Raw genomic sequence first — 20,648 nt, 5'->3', positions numbered from 1 at the left:
CCGGCTGGCCGACAGGCCGATGCATGCAAAGACGCAACAACTGCCATGTCGAGATATCAGTTGAGTGATGGTGCGAAAGGCGCGACGCTCTGCGTCGGGCGGCGTAACAAGCGACACAATCAAAAAAATAACAGGAGCGGTCCAGGATGACGGAAACACTTGAAGGCAGGCACATTGTCGTGACCGGAGGCACCGGGGCGCTCGGTGGTGCGGTCGTCGGCAAACTGCTGAGTGAGGGCGCGATCTGCCATGTGCCCAATGCCCATGCCGCGGCGCCCGGGCATTTCCCCTTTGCCGAGCACGACCGCGTCAAGCTGGTGCACAATGTCGATCTCTCGGACTCCGCCAAGGTCGAGGCGTTCTACAGCCAGGTTCCAGGTCTGTGGGGCTCGATCCATCTGGCCGGCGGCTTCACCGCGGCACCGGTGGAAAAGATCGAGTCGGCATCCTTTGCCGAGATGATGGACACCAACGCACGCACCGCCTTCCTGTGCTGCCGTGCGGCAGTGCGCTCGATGCTGGCGTCTGACATCGCGGGCCGCATCGTCAATGTTACGGCGCGCGCCGGGCTCGACCCGCGGCGCGGCAGCGGCATGGTTGCCTACGCCGCCAGCAAGGCCGCGGTAGCGGCGATGACGGTGGCGATGGCCGAGGAGTTGAAAGGCAAGGGCATCCTGGTCAATGCCGTGGCGCCATCGACGCTCGATACGCCAGCAAACCGCGCCGATATGCCGGATGCCGACGTCACCAGATGGGTCAGTCTCGAAGCGGCCGCCGAAGCCATCGCCTATCTCGCCTCGCCAGCCAATCAGGCGATGAGCGGAACGCTGGTGCCGCTCTACGGCAGGGCCTGATCAGAAGCCGTCGAAACAGGGCAGGTGGCCTCCGATCCGTCGGCGTTGCGGTAGCGGTAGAGCCGCAGCGGCGAGGAAGCATCCGTCGGACACTCCTTGAGCCATGATGGCGGGTGGCCCTCCATCAGCGCTGCCGCGAATGGATAGGTGTTTTCGAGTTCAAGCGACGGCGGGCCTCTCCACCCGCAAAGGGCGACATGTGTCGCCTTGGACGCATCGAGAAACGTGCGCGGGTCGGCGGTCGAGGGATCAAGGAAGCGATAGCTCCGTTCGATCCCTTGAGCCGACGGGTGGTTGGGGATTGTCACCACCTTGGGACCTTCGGCAAGAGCAAGAAAATGCGCTCCGATCAACGGTGGCGTCAGAACAACGGCGCCTGCCGGCCAACCCTGTCGCGGTTCAATGTGCCTGAGATCGCAACTGTCGGCGAACTCGGCGGCTGGAATGGCTGCGTGCGATGGCCTTGCCGACAGCTGGTAAAGCGCCATTGCCAGGGACAGAACGAGACCGGGCAGGATCAACGCGTATCTTCGCGATGCCACCGGCACGTGTGATTTCAAATAGCGCCCCAGTCCCGCATCCGGTGGCAGGAAACTCGCCAGCACGAAGGTCAGACCGATGCCGGAAAAAACCGGAAGATAGCGAAAGTAGCGGAAATAGCCGATCGCCAGCGCCAGCGAGAGCAGCGAGAACAGCGCCAGGATGACCAGCGGCCGGCTTCGGCTCCGCGTATTGAGGCAGATGACTGCCGGGGCGAGCGCGCCGAAGAACAGCAACGCCATGCTGGGAAAGCTGTCCGACAAAACGAAATCAGGGCGCCGGAACAGGCTCAGTTCCTGAGGGATCCTGTTGAGCATGTTGTCGCGTACATAGGCGTCGAGCGAAGCATAAGGGCCGGCCAGGCATTGCGGGAACAACACCACCAGCGCCGCCGCGCTGGCGGCCGCGAACATCAGCAAGATTGCCGTCCGCGTCGCCCATCCGCCGCGCCGGCCGACAAGCAAAGGCACCACGGCAAATGAAAGCCCGGCCGCGACGAGTGCCGTCACATGCGGCGTGGAATAGGTATCGCATCTGATGGCGGAATAGGCTGAAGGCGGCACGATCGCGGCGAGCAGGCCGACCCCGCCCAGGGCCAATGCCAGCCCGAAGCCAGCGATCCTGTCGGCACCCCGTTCGCGGCCGAAGATCCAGTCAAAGGCATAGACCGCCATCACCAGCGCATAGAACGGCGCGAACTCGGCGCTGATGGCAAGCGCCAAGGCCGCCAGTAGCCCGTTGATGAAGGCAGCGAAGCGGTTCTGCGACAACATCAAGACCAAGGCCGCGAGCAGAAGCAGTATTTGCAGATTGTGGTAGTCGATCCGTCCCGGGGCGTATTCGAAAAAGCTGCGCGCGGCAAAGATCAGAGCCAGCGGCAATGCAACGGCCGGGTTGGCAAAGCCCACTGCGATCACCAGCCGATTGTAGAAATAGAGCGCGGGCGCAAGCAGCAGCAGCGGCACGGCAAAGCTTGCCAGCGTCAGCGCCGGCTCGAAGCCGGCAAACGGCATCAGCAGACGCGCGAAGGCGGCATAGGGCAGGTCCACGATCCATGGCCAGTGCGAGACATAGGGCTCTGGCTGGGCAACACCGGGCAGCATCCGGTCGAAGATGTTGCCCGTTTCAAGCAAGGTGCGGACTTCATGCAGTTTGACCAGGTCGTCCACGTCGCCATTGAGCTGGAAACCCAGGGACCAGAGGACAGCCATCAAGATCGCCATTCCGCAAAAGCAGAACAAGGCCGGTGACCCGATGTAGAGACGCGGCAACCACGAAGAGCCCGTAGCGGGACGATCGTCGTCATTGCGCATGGAAAGCCTCTCCTCGGATTACTGGCAAATACCCGAGGAAGTTTATCTTACCGTAAAGAAAAACCCCGCCGGATCGCTCCGGCGGGGCTTGAACTGACCACCGCGCAAGGCGGTGGGGGCAGATGACTTAGCTGCCCTGCTTCTTCAGCGCGGCACCCAGGATGTCGCCCAGCGAAGCGCCGGAGTCGGTCGAGCCGTACTGGGCGACCGCTTCCTTCTCTTCGGCGATTTCCAGCGCCTTGATCGAGACCTGCAGCTTGCGGGTCTTCTTGTCGAAGGCGATGACGCGCGCGTCGACCTTCTGCCCTACGGTGAAGCGCTCGGGGCGCTGCTCGTCGCGGTCACGGCTCAGATCGGAGCGCTTGATGAAGGTCTCGATGCCGCTGTCGACCAGCCGCACTTCCAGACCACCATCCTTGACGCCGATGACTTCGCAGGTGACGACCGCGTTCTTGCGCAGTTCGCCGCTCGTCGCTGCTTCGCCGACCGTATCCTTGGCCAGCTGCTTGATGCCGAGCGAGATGCGCTCCTTGTCGATGTCGACGTCGAGCACCTGCGCCTTGACCATGTCGCCGCGATTGTACTCTTCGATGACCTGCTCGCCCGGACGGGTCCAGTCGAGATCGGAGAGATGGACCATGCCGTCCACATCGCCTTCGAGGCCGATGAACAGTCCGAACTCGGTCTTGTTCTTGACCTCGCCCTCGACCTGGCTGCCGACCGGATGGCTGCTGGCGAAAGCCTGCCACGGATTCTCAAGCGTCTGCTTGAGGCCGAGCGAGATGCGGCGCTTGGCCGGATCGACTTCGAGCACCACCACGTCGACTTCCTGGGTCGTCGACAGGATCTTGCCGGGATGCACGTTCTTCTTCGTCCACGACATTTCCGAAACGTGGATGAGGCCTTCGATGCCCGGCTCCAGCTCGACGAACGCGCCGTAGTCGGTGATGTTGGTGACGGTACCCTTGATCTTCTTGCCGATCGGGAACTTGGTGCCGATCTCGGACCACGGATCGCTCTCGAGCTGCTTCATGCCGAGCGAGATGCGGTGGGTTTCCTGGTTGATGCGGATGATCTGCACCTTGACCGTCTGACCGATGTTGAGGATTTCGGTCGGATGGTTGACGCGGCGCCATGCCATGTCGGTGACATGCAGCAGGCCGTCGATGCCGCCGAGGTCGACGAACGCACCGTAGTCGGTGATGTTCTTGACGACGCCTTCGACAACCTGGCCTTCTTCGAGGTTCTGCACGATTTCCGAACGCTGTTCGGCTCGGCTCTCCTCGAGCACGGTGCGGCGCGACACCACGATGTTGCCGCGGCGGCGATCCATCTTGAGGATCTCGAAGGGCTGCGGGTTGTGCATCAACGGGGAGACGTCGCGGATCGGGCGGATATCGACCTGGCTGCGCGGCAGGAAGGCCACGGCGCCGTCGAGGTCGACGGTGAAGCCGCCCTTGACCTGGTTGAAGATGACGCCTTCAACGCGCTCACCCTTGGTGAACTTCTCTTCGAGACGGACCCAGCTCTCTTCGCGGCGGGCCTTCTCACGGCTGAGCATCGCTTCGCCAAGCGCGTTCTCGATGCGCTCGACATAGACTTCGACGGTGTCACCGACCTTGAGGGTGGTGTCCTTGCCCTTGACGCCGAATTCCTTCAGCGGCACGCGGCCTTCGACCTTGAGGCCGACGTCGATGATGGCCATGTCCTTTTCGATGGCCGTGATCGTGCCCTTGACGACCTGGCCTTCGCCGGAATGGCCTGTTGTGAATGATTCTTCGAGCAGGCTCGCGAAATCGTCGCGAGTGGGATTTGCAGCTGACATTGTTTCTCCTGGAGTGCCCCGCTTCTGTCGCGGGACGGGCGCCGTGGGTTAGCGTTGCGTTGGCCTGCCGGCGTTCCGGGCTACAAAAGCCCTGGGCCGCTCTTTAAGCGGCAATTCCGGCGCATGAAGAATGCTGGCAGGCTGGTTGATGCCCGATATGGGTATTTTCTTCGCCTCCGGCAACGGAAACACGAGGGAAAAACCCGGCTCAGGCCTTGTTTCTCGTGGCTAAGACGTCGTCGATGATCGCCATGGCCGCAAGAAACGCGGCTTCTATAGCCATTTCGCTGGTATCAAGCAAGTGCGCGTCTGCCGCCGGCTTCAAGGGCGAGTCGGCGCGGCCCATGTCGCGCTCGTCGCGGCGCACGATATCGGCGAGGATCTCGGTGAAATCGGCGGTCCCGCCGATGCTCTCGATCTCGGCCAGTCGCCGCCGCGCCCGCACCTCGGCGCTCGCCGTTACATAGAGTTTTATGTCGGCGTCGGGGCAGACGACGGTGCCGATGTCGCGGCCATCGAGCACGGCGCCCGGCGGCGTCGTGGCGAATGCGCGCTGCTTTTCGACCAGGATGCGCCGCACGGTCGGGAACACCGCGACCTTCGAGGCCGCCTCGCCAACCGCATGCGCCGACAGCACCGCCCGGTCGAGCTTGGCCAGATCGACCTGGCGTGCCGCGGTTTCGGCCGCCGAGACATTGTCGAGCGGCAGCGCGTGCTGGATCAGCGCGTAGGCCACCGCGCGATAGGTAAGGCCGGTGTCGAGCAGGTTCAGCCGGTAATGGTCGGCCAGCCGCCGGGCCAGCGTGCCTTTTCCGGCGCCGGCCGGGCCGTCGATGGCGATGGTCAGGAGCCTCGTCATATGACGTCGTGACGCAAGCGCTTTGCGCCATTGTTGATCGAACTCGGCTGCCGTGATCTCCAGAGCTTCGAATTCTTTGTCCGAATTGATCTCTTCAACATCTGGAAAACCCTCGGTGGAGTTTGTTGTGCCGCCGATTTCAAGATCATCTGAGCCATCCGTGGCTTCGCCGCGAACGGCGAAACCGACCGACCCATCGGCATAGAACTCTATTGTTCGGTTCTGAAACTTATCGTCTGCGATCTCATACCAGAGATGAGACGGCTCCTCTGCCTTCTCATGCTTCCAATGAACGTAGACGTATTTCATACAATCTCCGCGCCCAGCCCCTTCATCAGCCCCATGAATTCCGGAAAACTGGTCGCGATCATCGCCTGGTCGTCGATGGTGACAGGCTTTTCCGTCGCCAGCCCCATGACCAGAAAGCTCATGGCGATGCGGTGGTCGAGATGGGTCTGCACCGTCGTGTCCTGGCCGTTGGGATGGCGGCCAAGGCCCTTTCCGCCCGGTTTGCCGCGCACGGCAAGGGAAGCCTCGCCCTCGGTGCAGTCGACGCCGTTGATCTTCAGCCCGTTGGCGACGGCCGACAGCCGGTCGGATTCCTTCACCCGCAGCTCTTCCAGCCCCTGCATCAGCGTTTCGCCCTCGGCGAAGCTGGCGGCAACCGCAAGCACGGGATATTCGTCGATCATCGACGGTGCCCGCTCGGGCGGCACGATGACGCCTTTCAACTCGGAGTAACGCACGCGCAGGTCGGCGACATCCTCGCCGCCGGCATTGCGCGGATTGAGGATCTCGATCTTGCCGCCCATTTCCTGCAGCGTCAAAAGCAGGCCGGTGCGGGTAGGGTTCATCAGCACGTTCTCGATGACGATGTCGGAGCCCGGCACGATCAGTGCGGCCACCAGCGGGAAGCCGGCCGAGGACGGGTCGCCCGGCACCGCGATCGTCTGGCCGGTCAGTCTGCCCTGGCCTTCGATGAAGATGTGGCGCACGCCGCGCTCGTCGGTCTCGACCGACAGATTGGCGCCAAAGCCCTTCAGCATCTTTTCGGTATGGTCGCGCGTCATGACGGGTTCGATGACGGTGGTGATGCCCGGCGTGTTGAGACCGGCGAGCAGCACCGCCGATTTGACCTGCGCCGAGGCCATCGGCACGCGGTAGGTGATGGGTGCGGCGTGCTTCGGCCCATGCAACGTGATCGGCATGCGGTCGCCTGGCGTCGCCTTCAGCACCTGAACGCCCATCTGGCGCAAGGGTTCGAGCACGCGGCCCATCGGCCGGCCCGACAGCGAGGCGTCGCCGATGAAGGTCGTTTCCATGTCATAGGTACCGACCAGGCCCATGGTCAGCCGCGAGCCAGTACCGGCATTGCCGAAGTCGAGCGGGCCTTCCGGCTGCAGCAGCGCGCCATTGCCGGTGCCGCGGATCACCCACTCGGCGCCGCGCTTCTCGATATGAGCGCCCATTGCCTTCATGGCCGCACCTGTGCGCATCACGTCCTCGCCTTCGAGTAGGCCGGTGATGCGGGTCTCGCCGGAGGCGAGGCCGCCAAACATGAAGGAGCGGTGCGAGATCGACTTGTCGCCCGGCACGCGCGCCGTGCCGGCAAGGGCTGGTGATTTGCGGGCGGTGGCCGACTTTGGGGCGGCGGTGTGAGACATGGAATTTCCCTGGACGGAATGCCGGCGAGCCGGCGCTTTTCATTTGTTGCGGCGGTCTCGTATCACGGCGGGCCGAAATGGTCATCCCCCATGGTCGTCATCGACGCGAGGCCTTTCATTGCATGGTTTTGTGACGCCGGCTTTTCGCTTTGACAGCGCTGCAAACTGTGGTTAAGGGGACCACTCTTTTATTGACGAGGCTTGCCGTGGCAAAAACCGAACTTGGCATAAAGCGCATCGACCCGGAGACGGGTCGAAAATTCTACGACCTGAACAAGGACCCGATCGTCTCGCCCTACACCGGCAAGACCTATCCTCGTTCCTATTTCGAGGAAGGCAAGATCGCCGCCCTCGAGGAGGAAGAGGAAGTGGCCGAGAAGGAAGTGGACGCCGAGGACGAAGAGGGCGTTGAAGTCGTCTCGCTCGAAGAGGCCGACGAAGACGTCAAGGCCGACGATCTGCCGGATCTCGGCGACGACGAGGACGATGTCGACCTCGGCGACGACGAAGATGACACCTTCCTTGCCGACGAAGAAGAAGAAGACGACGACGTTGCCGACATGATCGGCGTCGGCGACGACGACGACGAGGTCTGATCGGCCTTGAAAGCAGGCGTTTGCCAGCTTTCGTGGCCTGTGAAGAAAAAGCCGCTCTTGAAGGCTTGATATTGACGAAAGGCGGGGTTAGAAGCCGCCTGCACTAACGGCGCGGTCTCCAACCCACGCCGGATCTCTTCGCCGGAAACGGCGCCGGTTGACTGCCGGAAGTGGGGCCATAGCTCAGTTGGGAGAGCGCTTGAATGGCATTCAAGAGGTCGTCGGTTCGATTCCGATTGGCTCCACCAAGTTCCCTCTAGACCATTGATTTTCCTGGAAAGCCTTGATTTCAAGGCTCTATTCTACGGATGTGGTCGAAGCACATTCCCACCATCTTCGAAGCCGTTCAATCGGCTACTGAATGCGATCGATTTGGGATGAAATCTTCCCCTTTCGAGCAGGCAGACCAATTGAACAGCCGCGAGCGGGTATGCGGAGCGTTCGATTTCCTTCCCGCATGCGCTCATTTCGAGTAATGCTATGGCTGGGCGCCTTCCGATCGCGCGGGGACGGTGCTGTTAGGTGGCGGCTTCACCGTGATCGGCTTTGATTGCAGCGTCTGCCATCTAGGATTGCGTGCTTCGAGGCTGGAACATGGAACACAGGCTCGCGGCGGTGCTGGCAGCCGACATGGCTGGATACTCTCGGCTCATGGAAGCCGACGAGAGGGGCACGCTTGCGCGGCTCAAAACGCACCGGATCGAACTCATTGATCCGGCAATCGCCAAGAACCAGGGCCACATCATCAAAACCACCGGTGACGGCATGCTGGTCGAGTTCCAGAGCGTGGCAGATGCCGTGCGCTGCGCGGCGGAGGTGCAGATCCGTATGCGCCGCCGCAACGCCGACGTACCGGAAGCCGGACGCATTCAGTTTCGGATCGGCATCAATCTCGGCGACATCATCTTCGATGAGGGCGACATTTATGGCGACGGCGTGAATGTCGCCGCCCGGCTGGAACAGATGGCCGAAGTCGGCGGGGTGTGCGTCACCCAGGCCGTGTACGAACAGGTCTTCGACCGGCTCGAAATCAGGTTCGAGGACCTCGGCGAGAAGGCCCTGAAGAACATCTCTCGCCCGATACGGGTCTGGCGCGCGGTGCTGGAGGATGCAGCCGATCCGCGTACCGGGGACGGCTCGGCCCGGCGCAGCGCGGTGGTGAAGCCGTCGATCGCGGTCCTGCCATTCGCCAACATGAGCGGCGAATCCGAACAGGAATTTTTCGTTGATGGTCTGACCGAGGATATCATCACGGAACTTTCGCGCCGGCACGAACTGTTCGTCATCTCGCGCAACTCCACCTTCGTCTACAAAGGCCAGTCGGTAAACCTCCGTGAAATCGCCCGGAAGCTGGGCGCGCAATACCTGGTAGAGGGAAGCGTCCGCAAATCGGGCGGTCAGCTCAGGGTGACCGCGCAGCTGATCGATACTGCAACCGATACGCACATCTGGGCCGAGCGATACGACCGCAAACTCGACGATGTTTTCGCCATTCAGGACGAACTGACCGCAGCGATCGTGGCTACGCTGCCAGGCCGCGTCGAGGCCGCGCAGCAGGACCTCGTGGTGCGCAAAACACCTGCCAACATGGCCGCATACGAATGCGTGCTCGCGGCCAAGGTCCGCCACCACCGCAGCAATCGAGCCGAGAATGAAGAGGCGCTGAAGCTGGTGACCCGAGCGCTGGAACTCGACCCCGAATACGGGCATGCCCATGCCTGGCGGGGCTGCATCCTGGGGCAGGCTTGGGGCTACGGCTGGTGCGCTGACAAGGATGCCACTTTCGACGAGGTCATCCGCGAGCTTGAGTTGGCGCAAGAGCTGGACGTCAACGATGCGGACGTCCAACGGATATTGGCGGCCATCAGCATCAGCCGCAACGATCTGACGAAGGCTCGGCACCACCAGGAGCGGGCACTCGCCCTCAATCCAAACTACGATCTCGTCGTGGTCCAGCACGGCGAGCTTTTGACTTGGCTCGGTCACCCCAAGGAAGGGGCCGACTGGATTCGCAAGGCGATGCGGTTGAACCCTCACCACCCGGAACGCTTCTGGAGCCATCTTGGGAAAGCTCACTTTACAGCCCACGAATATCCCGAAGCAATCGAGGCCTTCATGCATCTGTCGAAGATGGATGCCAACCAACACGCTTTTGTCGCGGCGGCCTATCACTGGCTGGGCGATCGGACCGCTGCGTCCGCTCACCTCGCTCAGATCGACAAGGTCGATCCGGAATTTACGATTGATGCGTTGGTCTCTACCCTGCACTACGAGAACGAGGCGGATCTTCATCACCTGGTTGATGGACTGAAGTCTCCTGAAGCGGCGCAGGTGAAAGCATAGTCATCACCACTCGGCGAAGGAACCGTCCTTGTGGCGCCAGATCGGGTTGCGCCAGCGGTGGCCTTCCTTGGCGCGCTCCTTGACGTAGTCCTCGTCGATCTCGACACCGAGGCCCGGGCCATCGGGAATGGCGACATAGCCGTCCTCGTAGCGGAAGACATCCTTGTTGGCGGCGTAGTCGAGCAGGTCATTGGCGGCGTTGTAGTGGATGCCGAGGCTTTGCTCCTGGATGAAGCAGTTGTAACTCACGGCGTCGAGCTGCAGGCAGGCAGCGAGCGCGATCGGCCCGAGCGGACAGTGGGGCGCCACCGCGACATCATAGGCCTCGGCCATCGCCGCGATCTTGCGGCATTCGGTGATGCCGCCGGCATGCGAGAGGTCGGGCTGGATGATGTCGACGACGCCTTCCTCGAACACCGACTTGAAGTCCCATCGGCTGTAGAGGCGTTCACCCAAAGCAATCGGCGTCGAGCCAAGGGCGGCGATCTCCTTCAGCGCCTCGCGGTTCTCGCTCAGCACCGGCTCCTCGATGAACATCAGCCTGTAGGGCTCCAGCTCCTTGACCAGGATGCGCGCCATCGGCCGGTGCACGCGGCCGTGGAAATCGACGGCGATGCCGATATTGGGGCCGACGGCCTCGCGCACCATGGCGACCCGCTCGACCGCGGCATCTATCCTGTCATGGCTATCGACGATCTGCAGTTCCTCGGTGCCGTTCATCTTGAGCGCCAGGAAGCCGCGCGCCACCACTTCCCGCGCACCGGCGGCGACCTCGGCCGGACGGTCGCCACCGATCCAGGAATAGACCTTGATGCTGTCACGCAACTTGCCGCCGAGCAGTTCATGCACGGGCACGCCGAGCGCCTTGCCCTTGATGTCCCACAGCGCCTGGTCGATGCCGGCGATCGCGCTCATCAGGATCGGTCCGCCACGGTAGAAGCCGCCGCGATGCATCACCGTCCAGTGGTCCTCGATCAGGCGCGGGTCCTTGCCGATGAGATAATCACCAAGCTCCTTGACCGCCGCCTCGACGGTCAGCGCCCGGCCTTCGACGACCGGCTCGCCCCAGCCGGTGACGCCGGCATCGGTCTCGATCTTCAGGAACAGCCAGCGCGGTGGAACGATGTATGTGGTGAGCGAGATGATTTTCATGCGCTGTCTCAGTTGTTCTTGAGTTTCTTGGCGCTGACGAGGTCGCGCGCCGCAAGGTCGAGGATCTTGTTTGCCGCCCCACGCGCCGCCTCGGCGTCGCGCATGCGCAGCGCCTCGACCACCTCGCGGTGTGCCGCCACCGCTTCCAGGCGCCGCTCGAGCGAAATCGTCGCCGTCGCCTCCAGCGAGAACTTCAGCCCCGTGTCGATCAGATTGCCGATCTGGCGAAAGATCGGGTTGTGGCTCGCGGCATAGACGATCTGGTGGAAAGCGATGTCGCTGCGCGAGAAAGTGGCACGATCCTCGCCGGCGCCTGCCATGCCGCGCCAGGCCGCTTCGAGATCGGCGATCTCCTGCAGTGTCGCGCGCGTCGCGGCAAGCTCGGCGACCAGCGGTTCGATGGCCCGGCGTGTCTCCAGGATGGCGTCGAAGAGCTTGTCGTCCAGCGCGTGCGGCGCGTGCCAGGCGAGCACCTGCGGGTCGATGATGTTCCAGTCGTCCTCGTTGCAGACGACGGTGCCGACGCGCGGCCGCGACAACACCAGCCCCTTGGCGGCCAGCACCTTCAGGGCCTCGCGGATGACGGTGCGGCTGACACCGTACTCGACGCCAAGTTCGTTTTCGGTCGGCAAGGAGGATCCGGCCGGGTAGCGGCCGGAAAAGATGTGCGAGGCCATCGCCTTGGTCACGTCGGGCATGACGCGCGGGCGACGGGTGGTCGCACCCTCCGGGGCTTTCTTCGAAATTTCGGTCACCTTAGCCCTCCTCCAAGGCGGCGAACCTGCGAGTTCGCGCAACCGGCCCGGCATTAGCGGATGCAAACGAGTTGCGCCAGCGATCGTTGGTCAGAGCATGTACCTTAATTATCATACCAGATCAATTGACGAGTATGATAAAAGCGAATAGAAACGCCGACACCCGGGCTGAGCGCCCGGCCTATCGCTGGGAGGTAATCATGCGACTTTTGAAGACCGCGCTCGTCGCGGGCGCTCTTGCCGTGCTGTCCGTCACGACGATCGCTTCTGCCTATGCTCAGGACACCAAGATCGGTTTCATCGTCAAGCAGCCCGAGGAGCCGTGGTTCCAGGACGAATGGAAGTTCGCCGACCAGGCAGCCAAGGAAAAGGGCTTCACCCTCGTCAAGATCGGCGCCGAGGACGGTGAGAAGCTGATGTCGGCGATCGACAATCTCGGCGCCCAGGGCGCCCAGGGCTTCATCGTCTGCACGCCGGATGTGAAGCTCGGACCTGGCATCGTCGCCAAGGCCGCCGCCAACAATCTCAAGCTGATGACCGTCGACGACCGTCTGGTCGGTGCCGACGGCAAGGCGCTGGAAGACGTGCCCCATATGGGCATCTCGGCCACCAAGATCGGCGAGGCCGTCGGCCAGGCGATCGTTGATGAAATGAAGGCGCGTGGCTGGAAGGCCGACGAGGTCGGCGCCATCCGCGTCTCCTATGATCAGCTGCCGACGGCGGTCGATCGTGTCGAAGGCGCCATCTCGGTGTTGAAGGCGAACGGCTTCAAGGCCGAGAACATCTTCGACGCGCCGCAGGCCAAGACCGACACGGAAGCCGCGCTGAACGCCGCGACGGTCGTGCTCAATGCCCATGCCGACATCAAGAAATGGATCTCCTTCGGCCTCAACGACGAAGCCGTGCTGGGCGCCGTGCGGGCCTCAGAAAGCGTCGGCATCCCGGCGGACGGCATGGTCGGCGTCGGCATCGGCGGCGCGGATTCGGCAATCAACGAGTTCAAGAAGCCGGCCGCCACCGGCTTTGTCGGCACCGTGATCATCTCGCCGAAGCGCCATGGCTATGAGACGGCGCTCAACATGTACGACTGGGTTGCCAACAACAAGGAGCCGGAGAAGCTGATCCTGACCTCCGGCGCACTAGCCAAGCGCGACGACTATCAGAAGGTCCGCCAGGGTCTCGGCATCGAATAATCCTCCCTGTACAAACAGGCGGCGGCTCATCCCGCCGCCTGTTTGTCATGGCACAACAAGGATCGACGCCCGTGTCCTTTCTCGACTTTTCGCGCATCACCAAGACCTATCCGGGCGTCAAGGCACTGTCGGACGTCTCGTTCGGCGTCGACAAGGGCGCCGTGCATGGCCTGATGGGCGAGAACGGCGCGGGCAAATCCACCCTGATCAAGATCCTCTCCGGCGACCAGCATGCCGACGCGGGTGAGATAAGCATCGACGGCAAGGTCCAGGCCTATGCCTCGACCCGGGATGCCTTCGACAATGGCGTCATCGTCATTCACCAGGAACTGCAGCTCGTTCCCGAGCTCACCGTTGCCGAAAACCTCAGCCTCGGTCGCTTTCCCGCCAGCGCCGGCATCATCGCGCGCACCAGGATGCTGGACGACGTCGGCGCCAAGCTGAAATCGGCCGGCATCGACATCGACATGCGCCGCAAGGTCAAGACGCTGTCGATCGGCGAGCGCCAGATGGTCGAGATCGCCAAGGCGATCATGCTCGACGCGCGCGTCATCGCGCTGGACGAGCCGACCTCGTCGCTGTCGTCGCGTGAAAGCGAAATCCTGTTTGCCCTGATCGATCGGCTGCGCGGCGAGGGCAAGGTCATCATCTACGTGTCGCACCGATTGGACGAGGTGTTCCGGCTTTGCGACAGCCTGACCGTGCTGCGCGACGGCAAGCTGGCGGCGCACCACGTTTCGCTCAAGGACGTCACCCGCGACCAGGTCGTCGCCGAAATGGTCGGCCGCGAAATCTCGGACATTTGGGGCTTTCGCCCCCGCAAGGCAGGCGATATCAGACTGAAGATCGAGGCCCTGTCAGGGGCAAAGCTGAGGACGCCGGCCAGCTTCGAGGCTCGTGCCGGCGAGATCGTCGGCTTCTTCGGCCTGATCGGCGCCGGGCGCTCGGAACTGATGCGGCTGGTCTTCGGCGCCGATCCGCGCTCGGGCGGCGCCATCACAGTCGACGGCAAGGGGATCCACGCCTCCGATCCGCATGGCGCGATCCGGGCCGGCATCGTGCTGTGCTCGGAAGACCGCAAGCATGACGGCATCATCCAGGGTCGCTCGATCGAGGAGAACATCAACATCTCGTCGCGCCGCCATCACACACGCTTTGGTGTGCTCAACCGGGCCAGCGAGATCGCGACGGCCGAAACCTTCATCAAGAAGCTCAAGGTGCGCACGCCGTCGCGCAAGCAGGACATCATCAACCTCTCCGGTGGCAACCAGCAGAAGGTCATCCTCGGCCGCTGGCTGTCCGAGCAAGGTGTGCGGGTTCTCATCGTCGACGAGCCGACGCGTGGCATCGACGTCGGCGCCAAATCGGAAATCTACGAACTGCTCTACCAGCTTGCCGAGGACGGCATGGCGATCGTCGTTGTCTCGTCCGAATTGCCGGAGGTGATGGGCATCTGCGACCGCATCCTGGTGATGTGCGGTGGCCGCATCAGCGCTGAACTTAACCGCAACCAGTTCGCCGAGAAGGCGATCCTGGCCGCCGCCCTTCCCGACAAGAAAACCCCCGACGCGATCGCATCCTGAGGACCCTGCCATGACCGACCGGTTGAAGAAGATCCTGCTCGGCGAACAGGGCCTCGTCGTCATCTTCGTCGTTGCCTTCGCGCTGGTGTCGGCTCTGGTGCCGAACTTCCTCACCGACCGCAACATGCTCGGCCTGCTGCAGTCGGTGGTCACTGTCGGCATCGTCGCCTGCACCATGATGTTTTGCCTCGCGGCGCGCGACTTCGACCTGTCGGTCGGCTCCATCGTCGCCTTTGCCGGCATGGTCGCGGTGATGGCGTCGAACGTCACCGGTTCGATCCTGCTTGGCCTTCTGGCGGCAATCGCCTGCGGCGCCTTCGTTGGCTTCATCAACGGCATCGTTATCGCCAAATTCCGCATCAACGCGCTGATCACCACATTGGCCACCATGCAGATTGTTCGCGGCCTTGCGCTGATCGCGTCCGACGGCCGCGCCGTCGGCATCAACAGCCCGGACTTCTACCAGCTGGCGCTGTCGAAACTGCTTGGCATACCGACGCCGATCTGGGTGCTGGCCGTTCTCTTCGGCATCTTCGGCTTCGTCCTCAACCGCACCGTCTTCGGCAAGAACACGCTGGCCATCGGCGGTAATCCGGAGGCCTCGCGGCTGGCCGGCGTCAATGTCGACCGGACGCGCATCTGGATATTTACCCTCCAGGGCGTCGTCTGCGGCATCGCCGGCATCCTGCTCGCGTCGCGCATCACCTCCGGCCAGCCCAACGCGGCGGTCGGGCTTGAGCTTTCGGTCATCTCGGCCTGTGTGCTCGGCGGCGTCTCGCTCGCCGGCGGCCGCGCCACCATGTCGGGCGTCATCGTCGGCGTGCTGATCATGGGCATCGCCGAAAACGCCATGAACCTGCTCAACATCCCGGCCTTCTACCAGTACATCGTGCGCGGCGTTATCTTGCTCCTGGCGGTGCTGCTCGACAATCTGCGCTCGTCGGCACTGGGCCGACGTTGACCGTCCTCGACTGGAGCAAGAAAGATGGCTGAGCGCCTGTCCGGCAAACGCATCTTCCTGACGGGGGCCGCGCAAGGCATCGGGCTCGCCATTGCCGAAGCCTGTTTGGCCGAGGGAGCAAGACTGTTCCTGGTCGACCGCGACGGCGCGCTGCTGGACAAGACCGTCGCGAGCCTCGTCGCACCGCAAGGCCATGTCGGGCATACCGCAGCCGACATCAGCGATGGGGCGGCGATTGCCGCGGCGGTCAGCCGGGCAAACGATGAAATCGGTACGATCAACGCGCTGATCAACAATGCCGGGGTCAATGTGTTCTCGACGCCGCTCGACACCAGCGAGGAGGAGTGGAACCGCAATTTCGATGTCAACGTCAAGGGCGCCTGGAATTGCAGCAAGGCAGTCTTGACGGGCATGATCGCAAGCGGCGGTGGCGTCATCCTCAACATCGCCTCGACGCACAGCTTCACCATCATTCCGCATACCTTCCCCTATCCCGTCGCCAAGCACGCTCTGCTCGGCCTGACCAAATCGCTGGCGCTCGAATATGCGGCGCAGGGCGTGCGCGTGAATGCGCTGGCGCCGGGCTATGTCGAGACGCAGAAGGCCATCGACTACTGGAACAGTTTTCCTGATCCGGCCGTGGCGCGCGCCGACACCATGGCGCTGCATCCCGGCGGCCGCATCGCCTCGACGCACGAGATCGCGCTCGCCGCGGTGTTCATGATTTCCGACGAGTGCCCGTTCATGAACGCGGCCACCCTCGTCGTCGATGGCGGGCTGAGCCAGCTGCAGCATCCCGCCTGAGTGCCGGGGAAAGATCATAGCCAAGAGACGATCGCAGCACGGCTTCGGCGATTTGGGCAAGGGTTGAACCGGGTCGGCGCCACCACCTGAGGAGAGAAATTCTAATCGCCGTCGCGGATTTGGAATAAACTAACTCTACAGAATTTATAGAATAAGCAATCTGCACTGGCGATCTGGTTTCCACACGGACAGGACCCCGCCATGCCCAACCTTTTGCGCTCGCCCTCAATTCCGTCTGGCATAGTCGGCCAATGTCGTCAGACCGCGGGAGGCAGATCATGACCCGGGACATCCCTGACCGCATCAAGGTGCTCTGGTTCCTGCCGACGCATGCGACAGCCGCTATCTCGGCACATCGGAAGGCGGCAGGGCCGTCGACCTGCCCTATCTGACGCAAGTGGCAAAGGCAGCCGACACGCTGGGTTATTACGGCGTACTGTTGCCGACCGGCCGGGCCTGCGAGGATTCCTGGGTGATCGCCTCGGCTCTGGTGCCGGCGACCGAGCGGTTGCGCTTCCTTGTCGCCGTGCGGCCCGGCCTGCAATCGCCGACGCTCGCCGCGCGCATGACCGCGACGCTCGACCGCATCTCCAACGGCCGTTTGCTGATCAACGTCGTCACCGGCGGTGACCCGCTGGAGAACAAGGGGGACGGCATCTTCCTGTCGCACGCCGAGCGCTATGAAGTGACGCAGGAATTCCTGCAGATATACAAGCGCGTGCTGAGCGGCGAGACGGTCGAGCACGAAGGCAAGCATTTCCGCATCGAGGATGGCCGGCTGCTATTTCCGCCGGTGCAGACTCCATACCCGCCGCTTTATTTCGGCGGTTCGTCCGACGCAGGATCCGTGGTGGCGGCGCAGGAGATCGACAAATACCTGACTTGGGGCGAGCCGCCCGCCGATGTCGAGCGCAAGCTGGACACGGTGCGTGAACTGGCCGAGAAGGCCGGCCGCAAGCTCTCCTTCGGCATTCGCCTGCATGTCATCGCGCGCGAGACGACCGAACAGGCCTGGGCCGCGGCGGACAGCCTGATCAGCCGGCTCGACGACGCGACGATCGCCTCGGCGCAGAAGGTCTTTGCCCGCATGGATTCGGTCGGCCAGGCGCGGATGAGCGCACTGCACGGCGGCAACCGCGCCAAGCTCGAGATTGCGCCCAATTTGTGGGCCGGCGTCGGCTTGGTACGCGGCGGCGCCGGGACGGCGCTTGTCGGCGACCCCGACACGATTGCCGAGCGCATCGACGAGTACCGGCGCCTCGGCATCGATACTTTCATCCTGTCTGGCTATCCGCATCTCGAAGAAGCCTACCGCTTCGGCGAATTGGTGCTGCCGAAACTGCCCACCGATCATCCGGTGAAGGCCGCCGGCTCGTCGGTCAACACCGGCCCGTTCGGCGAGACCATTGCCGGCGATCACCGGCCGAAGTCACTCGCCAGCGTCTCATGAACGCGCTCCCCCCGACCCGTCGGTTGCGCGTCGCCATCATCGGTGGCGGCTTTTCCGGCGCTGCGGTGGCCTGGCATCTGGCGCGGGCATCTCGGTCGGAGCGCCTGTCGATTTCCGTGATCGAGCCGCGACCGGCGCTCGGCGGCGGCCTTGCCTATTCCAGCGAGGAGCCCGCGCACCGGGTCAATGTCCCGGCGGTCAGGATGAGCATGGCTTCCGATGATCCGCAGCATTTTGCGCGCTGGTTGGACCGTAATGGGGAACTCGAACGCGATCCGGACGCCATCTGGAAGAATGGCGACGTCTATCCGCGTCGGCGCGTGTTCGGCCGCTACGTCGCCGAGCACCTCGCACCCTGGCTCGGTTCGGGCGCGGTGCGTCATGTCGGCGGTCTCGCCACACATGTGGCACGTGGCGCGGATGGCAGGGGCTGGACCGTGCACACCACCAGCGGGCCGGTCGCCGCTGACATCGTCGTCCTGGCGGCGACGCATCCGCTGCCCAATATTCCCACCGCATTGACCTCGCTGGCGGAGGCGCCGGGGTTCATCGCCGATCCGTACGCTCCTGCAGCACTTGCCGGGATCGGGCGGGAAGCGTCGGTGCTGATCGTCGGCTCCGGACTGACATCGGCCGACACGGTTGCCGAACTCGATCGTCGCGGGCATCGCGGCCGCATCCTGGCGCTGTCTCGCCGCGGGCTGCGGTCGCGCGGCCACCCTGACATCAGGGGTGAGCCCTTCGGCGACTTTGCGTCCGAGCCTGCCACGACGGCGCTGCTTCTGCTCAAGACGATCCGTACGACGCTGGCAGCGGCACAGGCAGCCAATGTCAACTGGCAGTCCGTCTTCGACCAGCTGCGCCAGCAGGGACCGGTGCTGTGGGCAGCACTTGCCCCGCCCGAGCGGGCAAGGTTGGTCCGCCAGCTGCGCGTATTCTGGGACGTGCATCGCTTTAGGATCGCACCGCAGGTCGCGGCCGTGCTCGACCGCCGCCATGCAGCCTGCACATTTGACAACATCGCCGCCAGGCTTGTCGCATCGAACCATGAGGACGGCAGCCTGGCGGTCAGCTTTCAACGGCGCGGGCAGACACGGATCGAGACGGCCCGCTTCGACGCGGTCATCAACACCACAGGCCCGGCGCATGGGCAGGCACTACAGAACAACCCGGCACTGCGCTCGCTGACCGAGGCCGGGCTGATCGGGGCCGACCCCTACGGGCTCGGTATCGAGACAAGTCGCGACAGCCGCGCCGTTGCCCGGGACGGCAGGGTGGTCACGACTCTCTTTGTCGCCGGTCCGCTGGCGCGAGGGACTTTCGGCGAACTCATGGGCCTGCCGGAGGTTGCCCGCCATGCCCAGGCGGTCGCGGCCGAGATTACAAAGCTGCTCGACACGCCAGCCGAGGCCATCGGCGCCACTGCCGGGCACGGTCTGGTCACGGACTGACAACCGGAAGCCGGGTTGGCCGCGCAAAATTGGTATTTCCGTCCCGAGAGGGCTTCAAAAACGGAAAATCCTTCTTTGTATATATATTCTATAAACATAATAAATATTGGCGAAAACCGGCTGCGGTCGGATCGATCAACGACACGGCCTGAAGGGGAGACAGTTCATGGCACACGCAGAGACCGACGCGATCAAATTCGCCTATTGGGTGCCCAATGTTTCGGGTGGCCTGGTGATCTCCAACATCGAGCAGCGCACCAACCATTCGGCTGAATACAATCGCAAGCTGGCGCAGATCGCCGAGAAGGCCGGCTTCGACTACGCGCTCAGCCAGATCCGTTTCACCGCCGGCTACGGCGCCGACGAGCAGCATGAATCGGTGGCGTTCAGCCATGACCTGCTGGCGGCGACCACCACGCTCAAGGTCATCGCGGCGATCTTGCCCGGACCGTGGAATCCGGCGCTGGCGGCCAAGCAGATTGCCACCATCAGCTATCTGACCAACGGCCGCGTCGCCATCAACCTCGTTTCCGGCTGGTTCCGTGGCGAGTTCCACGCCATCGGCGAACATTGGCTCGACCATGACGAGCGCTATCGCCGCTCGGAGGAATTCATCCGTTCGCTGCGCGGAATATGGACGCAGGACAGCTTCACTTTCCGTGGCGATTTCTATCGCTTCAACGAATATTCGCTGAAGCCGAAGCCGCCGCATCCGCTGCCCGAAATCTTCCAGGGCGGCTCGTCGCGCGCCGCGCGCGACATGGCATCGCGCGTTTCGGACTGGTACTTCACCAATGGCAACACACCGACCGAGATCGCCAGGCAGGTGGATGACATCCAGGCCAAGGCAAAGGCCAACAACCATTCCGTCAAGGTCGGCGTCAATGCCTTCGCCATCGTCCGCGAGACCGAGGACGAGGCCAAGGCGGTGCTTGCCGAAATCATCGCCAAGGCCAATCCCGAAGCGGTCAACGCCTTTGGCCATGAGGTCAAGAATGCCGGCAAGGCCTCGCCGGAAGGCGAGGGCAATTGGGCGAAATCGTCCTTCGACGATCTGGTCCAGTACAATGACGGCTTCCGCTCGAACCTGATCGGCACGCCGAGGCAGGTCGCCGAGCGCATCGTCGACCTGAAGCGTGCCGGCGCCGATCTCATCCTGCTCGGCTTCCTGCACTTCCAGGAAGAGGTCGAGTATTTCGGCAAGCATGTCATCCCGCTTGTCCGCGAGCTGGAAGACAGCGAGGCAGCAGCCTCGCTGGCGGCGGAATAGTCACCCTGAAAGGTTGGCCGGACAGGCGCCGGCCA

At 63.3% G+C, this 20,648-nt stretch carries 15 protein-coding genes, 1 tRNA gene and 2 pseudogenes; 11 read left to right on the top strand and 7 right to left on the bottom strand.

Features of this window, described 5'->3' with window-relative positions:
- The first annotated feature begins 146 nt into the window (after positions 1–146).
- The gene (locus tag AC1D0I_RS05980) at positions 147–854 is read left to right on the top strand and encodes an SDR family NAD(P)-dependent oxidoreductase (protein ID WP_095082930.1); all 708 of its coding nucleotides are present in this window, start codon (positions 147–149) and stop codon (positions 852–854) included.
- Here AC1D0I_RS05980 and AC1D0I_RS05975 read toward each other — a convergent pair.
- The 5 genes and pseudogenes from AC1D0I_RS05975 to aroA form a co-directional block, all read right to left on the bottom strand.
- Positions 839–2,605, bottom strand: a complete 1,767-nt coding sequence (locus tag AC1D0I_RS05975) for a hypothetical protein (RefSeq protein ID WP_477393680.1) — start codon at positions 2,603–2,605, stop codon at positions 839–841. The two genes, AC1D0I_RS05980 and AC1D0I_RS05975, sit on opposite strands and share 16 nt — an antisense overlap.
- A gap of 229 nt (positions 2,606–2,834) precedes the next feature.
- Positions 2,835–4,532, bottom strand: coding sequence for a 30S ribosomal protein S1 (gene rpsA / locus AC1D0I_RS05970; RefSeq protein WP_013528183.1), 1,698 nt, complete (start codon positions 4,530–4,532; stop codon positions 2,835–2,837).
- A gap of 208 nt (positions 4,533–4,740) precedes the next feature.
- Entirely contained in the window at positions 4,741–5,391 is a 651-nt protein-coding gene (gene cmk / locus AC1D0I_RS05965) for a (d)CMP kinase (protein ID WP_477302924.1), read from the bottom strand.
- A gap of 30 nt (positions 5,392–5,421) precedes the next feature.
- A pseudogene (locus AC1D0I_RS05960) lies at positions 5,422–5,700 on the bottom strand (DUF6881 domain-containing protein); the annotation flags it as partial.
- Positions 5,697–7,055, bottom strand: coding sequence for a 3-phosphoshikimate 1-carboxyvinyltransferase (aroA, locus tag AC1D0I_RS05955; protein WP_477393678.1), 1,359 nt, complete (start codon positions 7,053–7,055; stop codon positions 5,697–5,699). The gene aroA and the pseudogene AC1D0I_RS05960, both read right to left, overlap by 4 nt.
- Positions 7,056–7,261: 206 nt before the next feature.
- Here aroA and AC1D0I_RS05950 point away from each other — a divergent pair, with 206 nt between their 5' ends.
- The 3 genes from AC1D0I_RS05950 (at position 7,262) to AC1D0I_RS05940 (ending at position 9,994) form a co-directional block, all read left to right on the top strand.
- Positions 7,262–7,651 carry a TIGR02300 family protein gene (locus tag AC1D0I_RS05950; RefSeq protein ID WP_457150112.1) on the top strand — a complete coding sequence of 130 codons (390 nt, stop codon included), beginning with the start codon at positions 7,262–7,264 and terminating at the stop codon, positions 7,649–7,651.
- A 172-nt stretch (positions 7,652–7,823) separates the two neighbouring features.
- Positions 7,824–7,899 (top strand) — tRNA-Ala (locus AC1D0I_RS05945).
- 346 nt (positions 7,900–8,245) lie between these two features.
- The gene (locus AC1D0I_RS05940; protein ID WP_477393677.1) at positions 8,246–9,994 is read left to right on the top strand and encodes an adenylate/guanylate cyclase domain-containing protein; all 1,749 of its coding nucleotides are present in this window, start codon (positions 8,246–8,248) and stop codon (positions 9,992–9,994) included.
- A gap of 3 nt (positions 9,995–9,997) precedes the next feature.
- Here AC1D0I_RS05940 and dgoD read toward each other — a convergent pair whose 3' ends face one another.
- Complete coding sequence (gene dgoD, locus AC1D0I_RS05935; protein WP_111544911.1) at positions 9,998–11,146, bottom strand: galactonate dehydratase; 1,149 nt, start codon at positions 11,144–11,146, stop codon at positions 9,998–10,000.
- Between the two features lie 8 nt (positions 11,147–11,154).
- Positions 11,155–11,844, bottom strand: coding sequence for a FadR/GntR family transcriptional regulator (locus tag AC1D0I_RS05930; protein WP_477393765.1), 690 nt, complete (start codon positions 11,842–11,844; stop codon positions 11,155–11,157).
- 257 nt (positions 11,845–12,101) lie between these two features.
- On the opposite strand from AC1D0I_RS05930, the gene AC1D0I_RS05925 reads away from it, so the two are divergent.
- From AC1D0I_RS05925 to sfnG, 7 genes and pseudogenes are all read left to right on the top strand, one after another.
- Positions 12,102–13,094 carry an arabinose ABC transporter substrate-binding protein gene (locus AC1D0I_RS05925; RefSeq protein WP_477393675.1) on the top strand — a complete coding sequence of 331 codons (993 nt, stop codon included), beginning with the start codon at positions 12,102–12,104 and terminating at the stop codon, positions 13,092–13,094.
- 71 nt (positions 13,095–13,165) lie between these two features.
- Positions 13,166–14,677 (top strand): L-arabinose ABC transporter ATP-binding protein AraG, encoded by a 1,512-nt coding sequence (araG, locus tag AC1D0I_RS05920; protein ID WP_477393673.1) that lies wholly within the window; start codon positions 13,166–13,168, stop codon positions 14,675–14,677.
- 10 nt (positions 14,678–14,687) lie between these two features.
- Positions 14,688–15,638, top strand: a complete 951-nt coding sequence (araH, locus tag AC1D0I_RS05915; protein ID WP_477393671.1) for an L-arabinose ABC transporter permease AraH — start codon at positions 14,688–14,690, stop codon at positions 15,636–15,638.
- A gap of 24 nt (positions 15,639–15,662) precedes the next feature.
- Positions 15,663–16,442, top strand: a complete 780-nt coding sequence (locus tag AC1D0I_RS05910) for an SDR family oxidoreductase (RefSeq protein ID WP_477393669.1) — start codon at positions 15,663–15,665, stop codon at positions 16,440–16,442.
- Between the two features lie 278 nt (positions 16,443–16,720).
- A pseudogene (ssuD, locus tag AC1D0I_RS05905) lies at positions 16,721–17,892 on the top strand (FMNH2-dependent alkanesulfonate monooxygenase).
- On the top strand, positions 17,889–19,343 hold the full coding sequence (locus tag AC1D0I_RS05900; protein WP_477393667.1) for an FAD/NAD(P)-binding protein: 1,455 nt from the start codon (positions 17,889–17,891) through the stop codon (positions 19,341–19,343). The pseudogene ssuD and the gene AC1D0I_RS05900 overlap by 4 nt, the downstream one beginning before the upstream one ends.
- 166 nt (positions 19,344–19,509) lie before the next feature.
- The gene (sfnG, locus tag AC1D0I_RS05895) at positions 19,510–20,613 is read left to right on the top strand and encodes a dimethylsulfone monooxygenase SfnG (protein WP_477393665.1); all 1,104 of its coding nucleotides are present in this window, start codon (positions 19,510–19,512) and stop codon (positions 20,611–20,613) included.
- The last annotated feature ends 35 nt before the right edge of the window (positions 20,614–20,648 follow it).

It is taken from the genome of Mesorhizobium sp. P2_D1, from assembly GCF_056404455.1.
The sequence above is the reverse complement of the archived record's forward strand: the minus strand, read 5'-3'. Positions and strand labels throughout refer to the sequence as shown.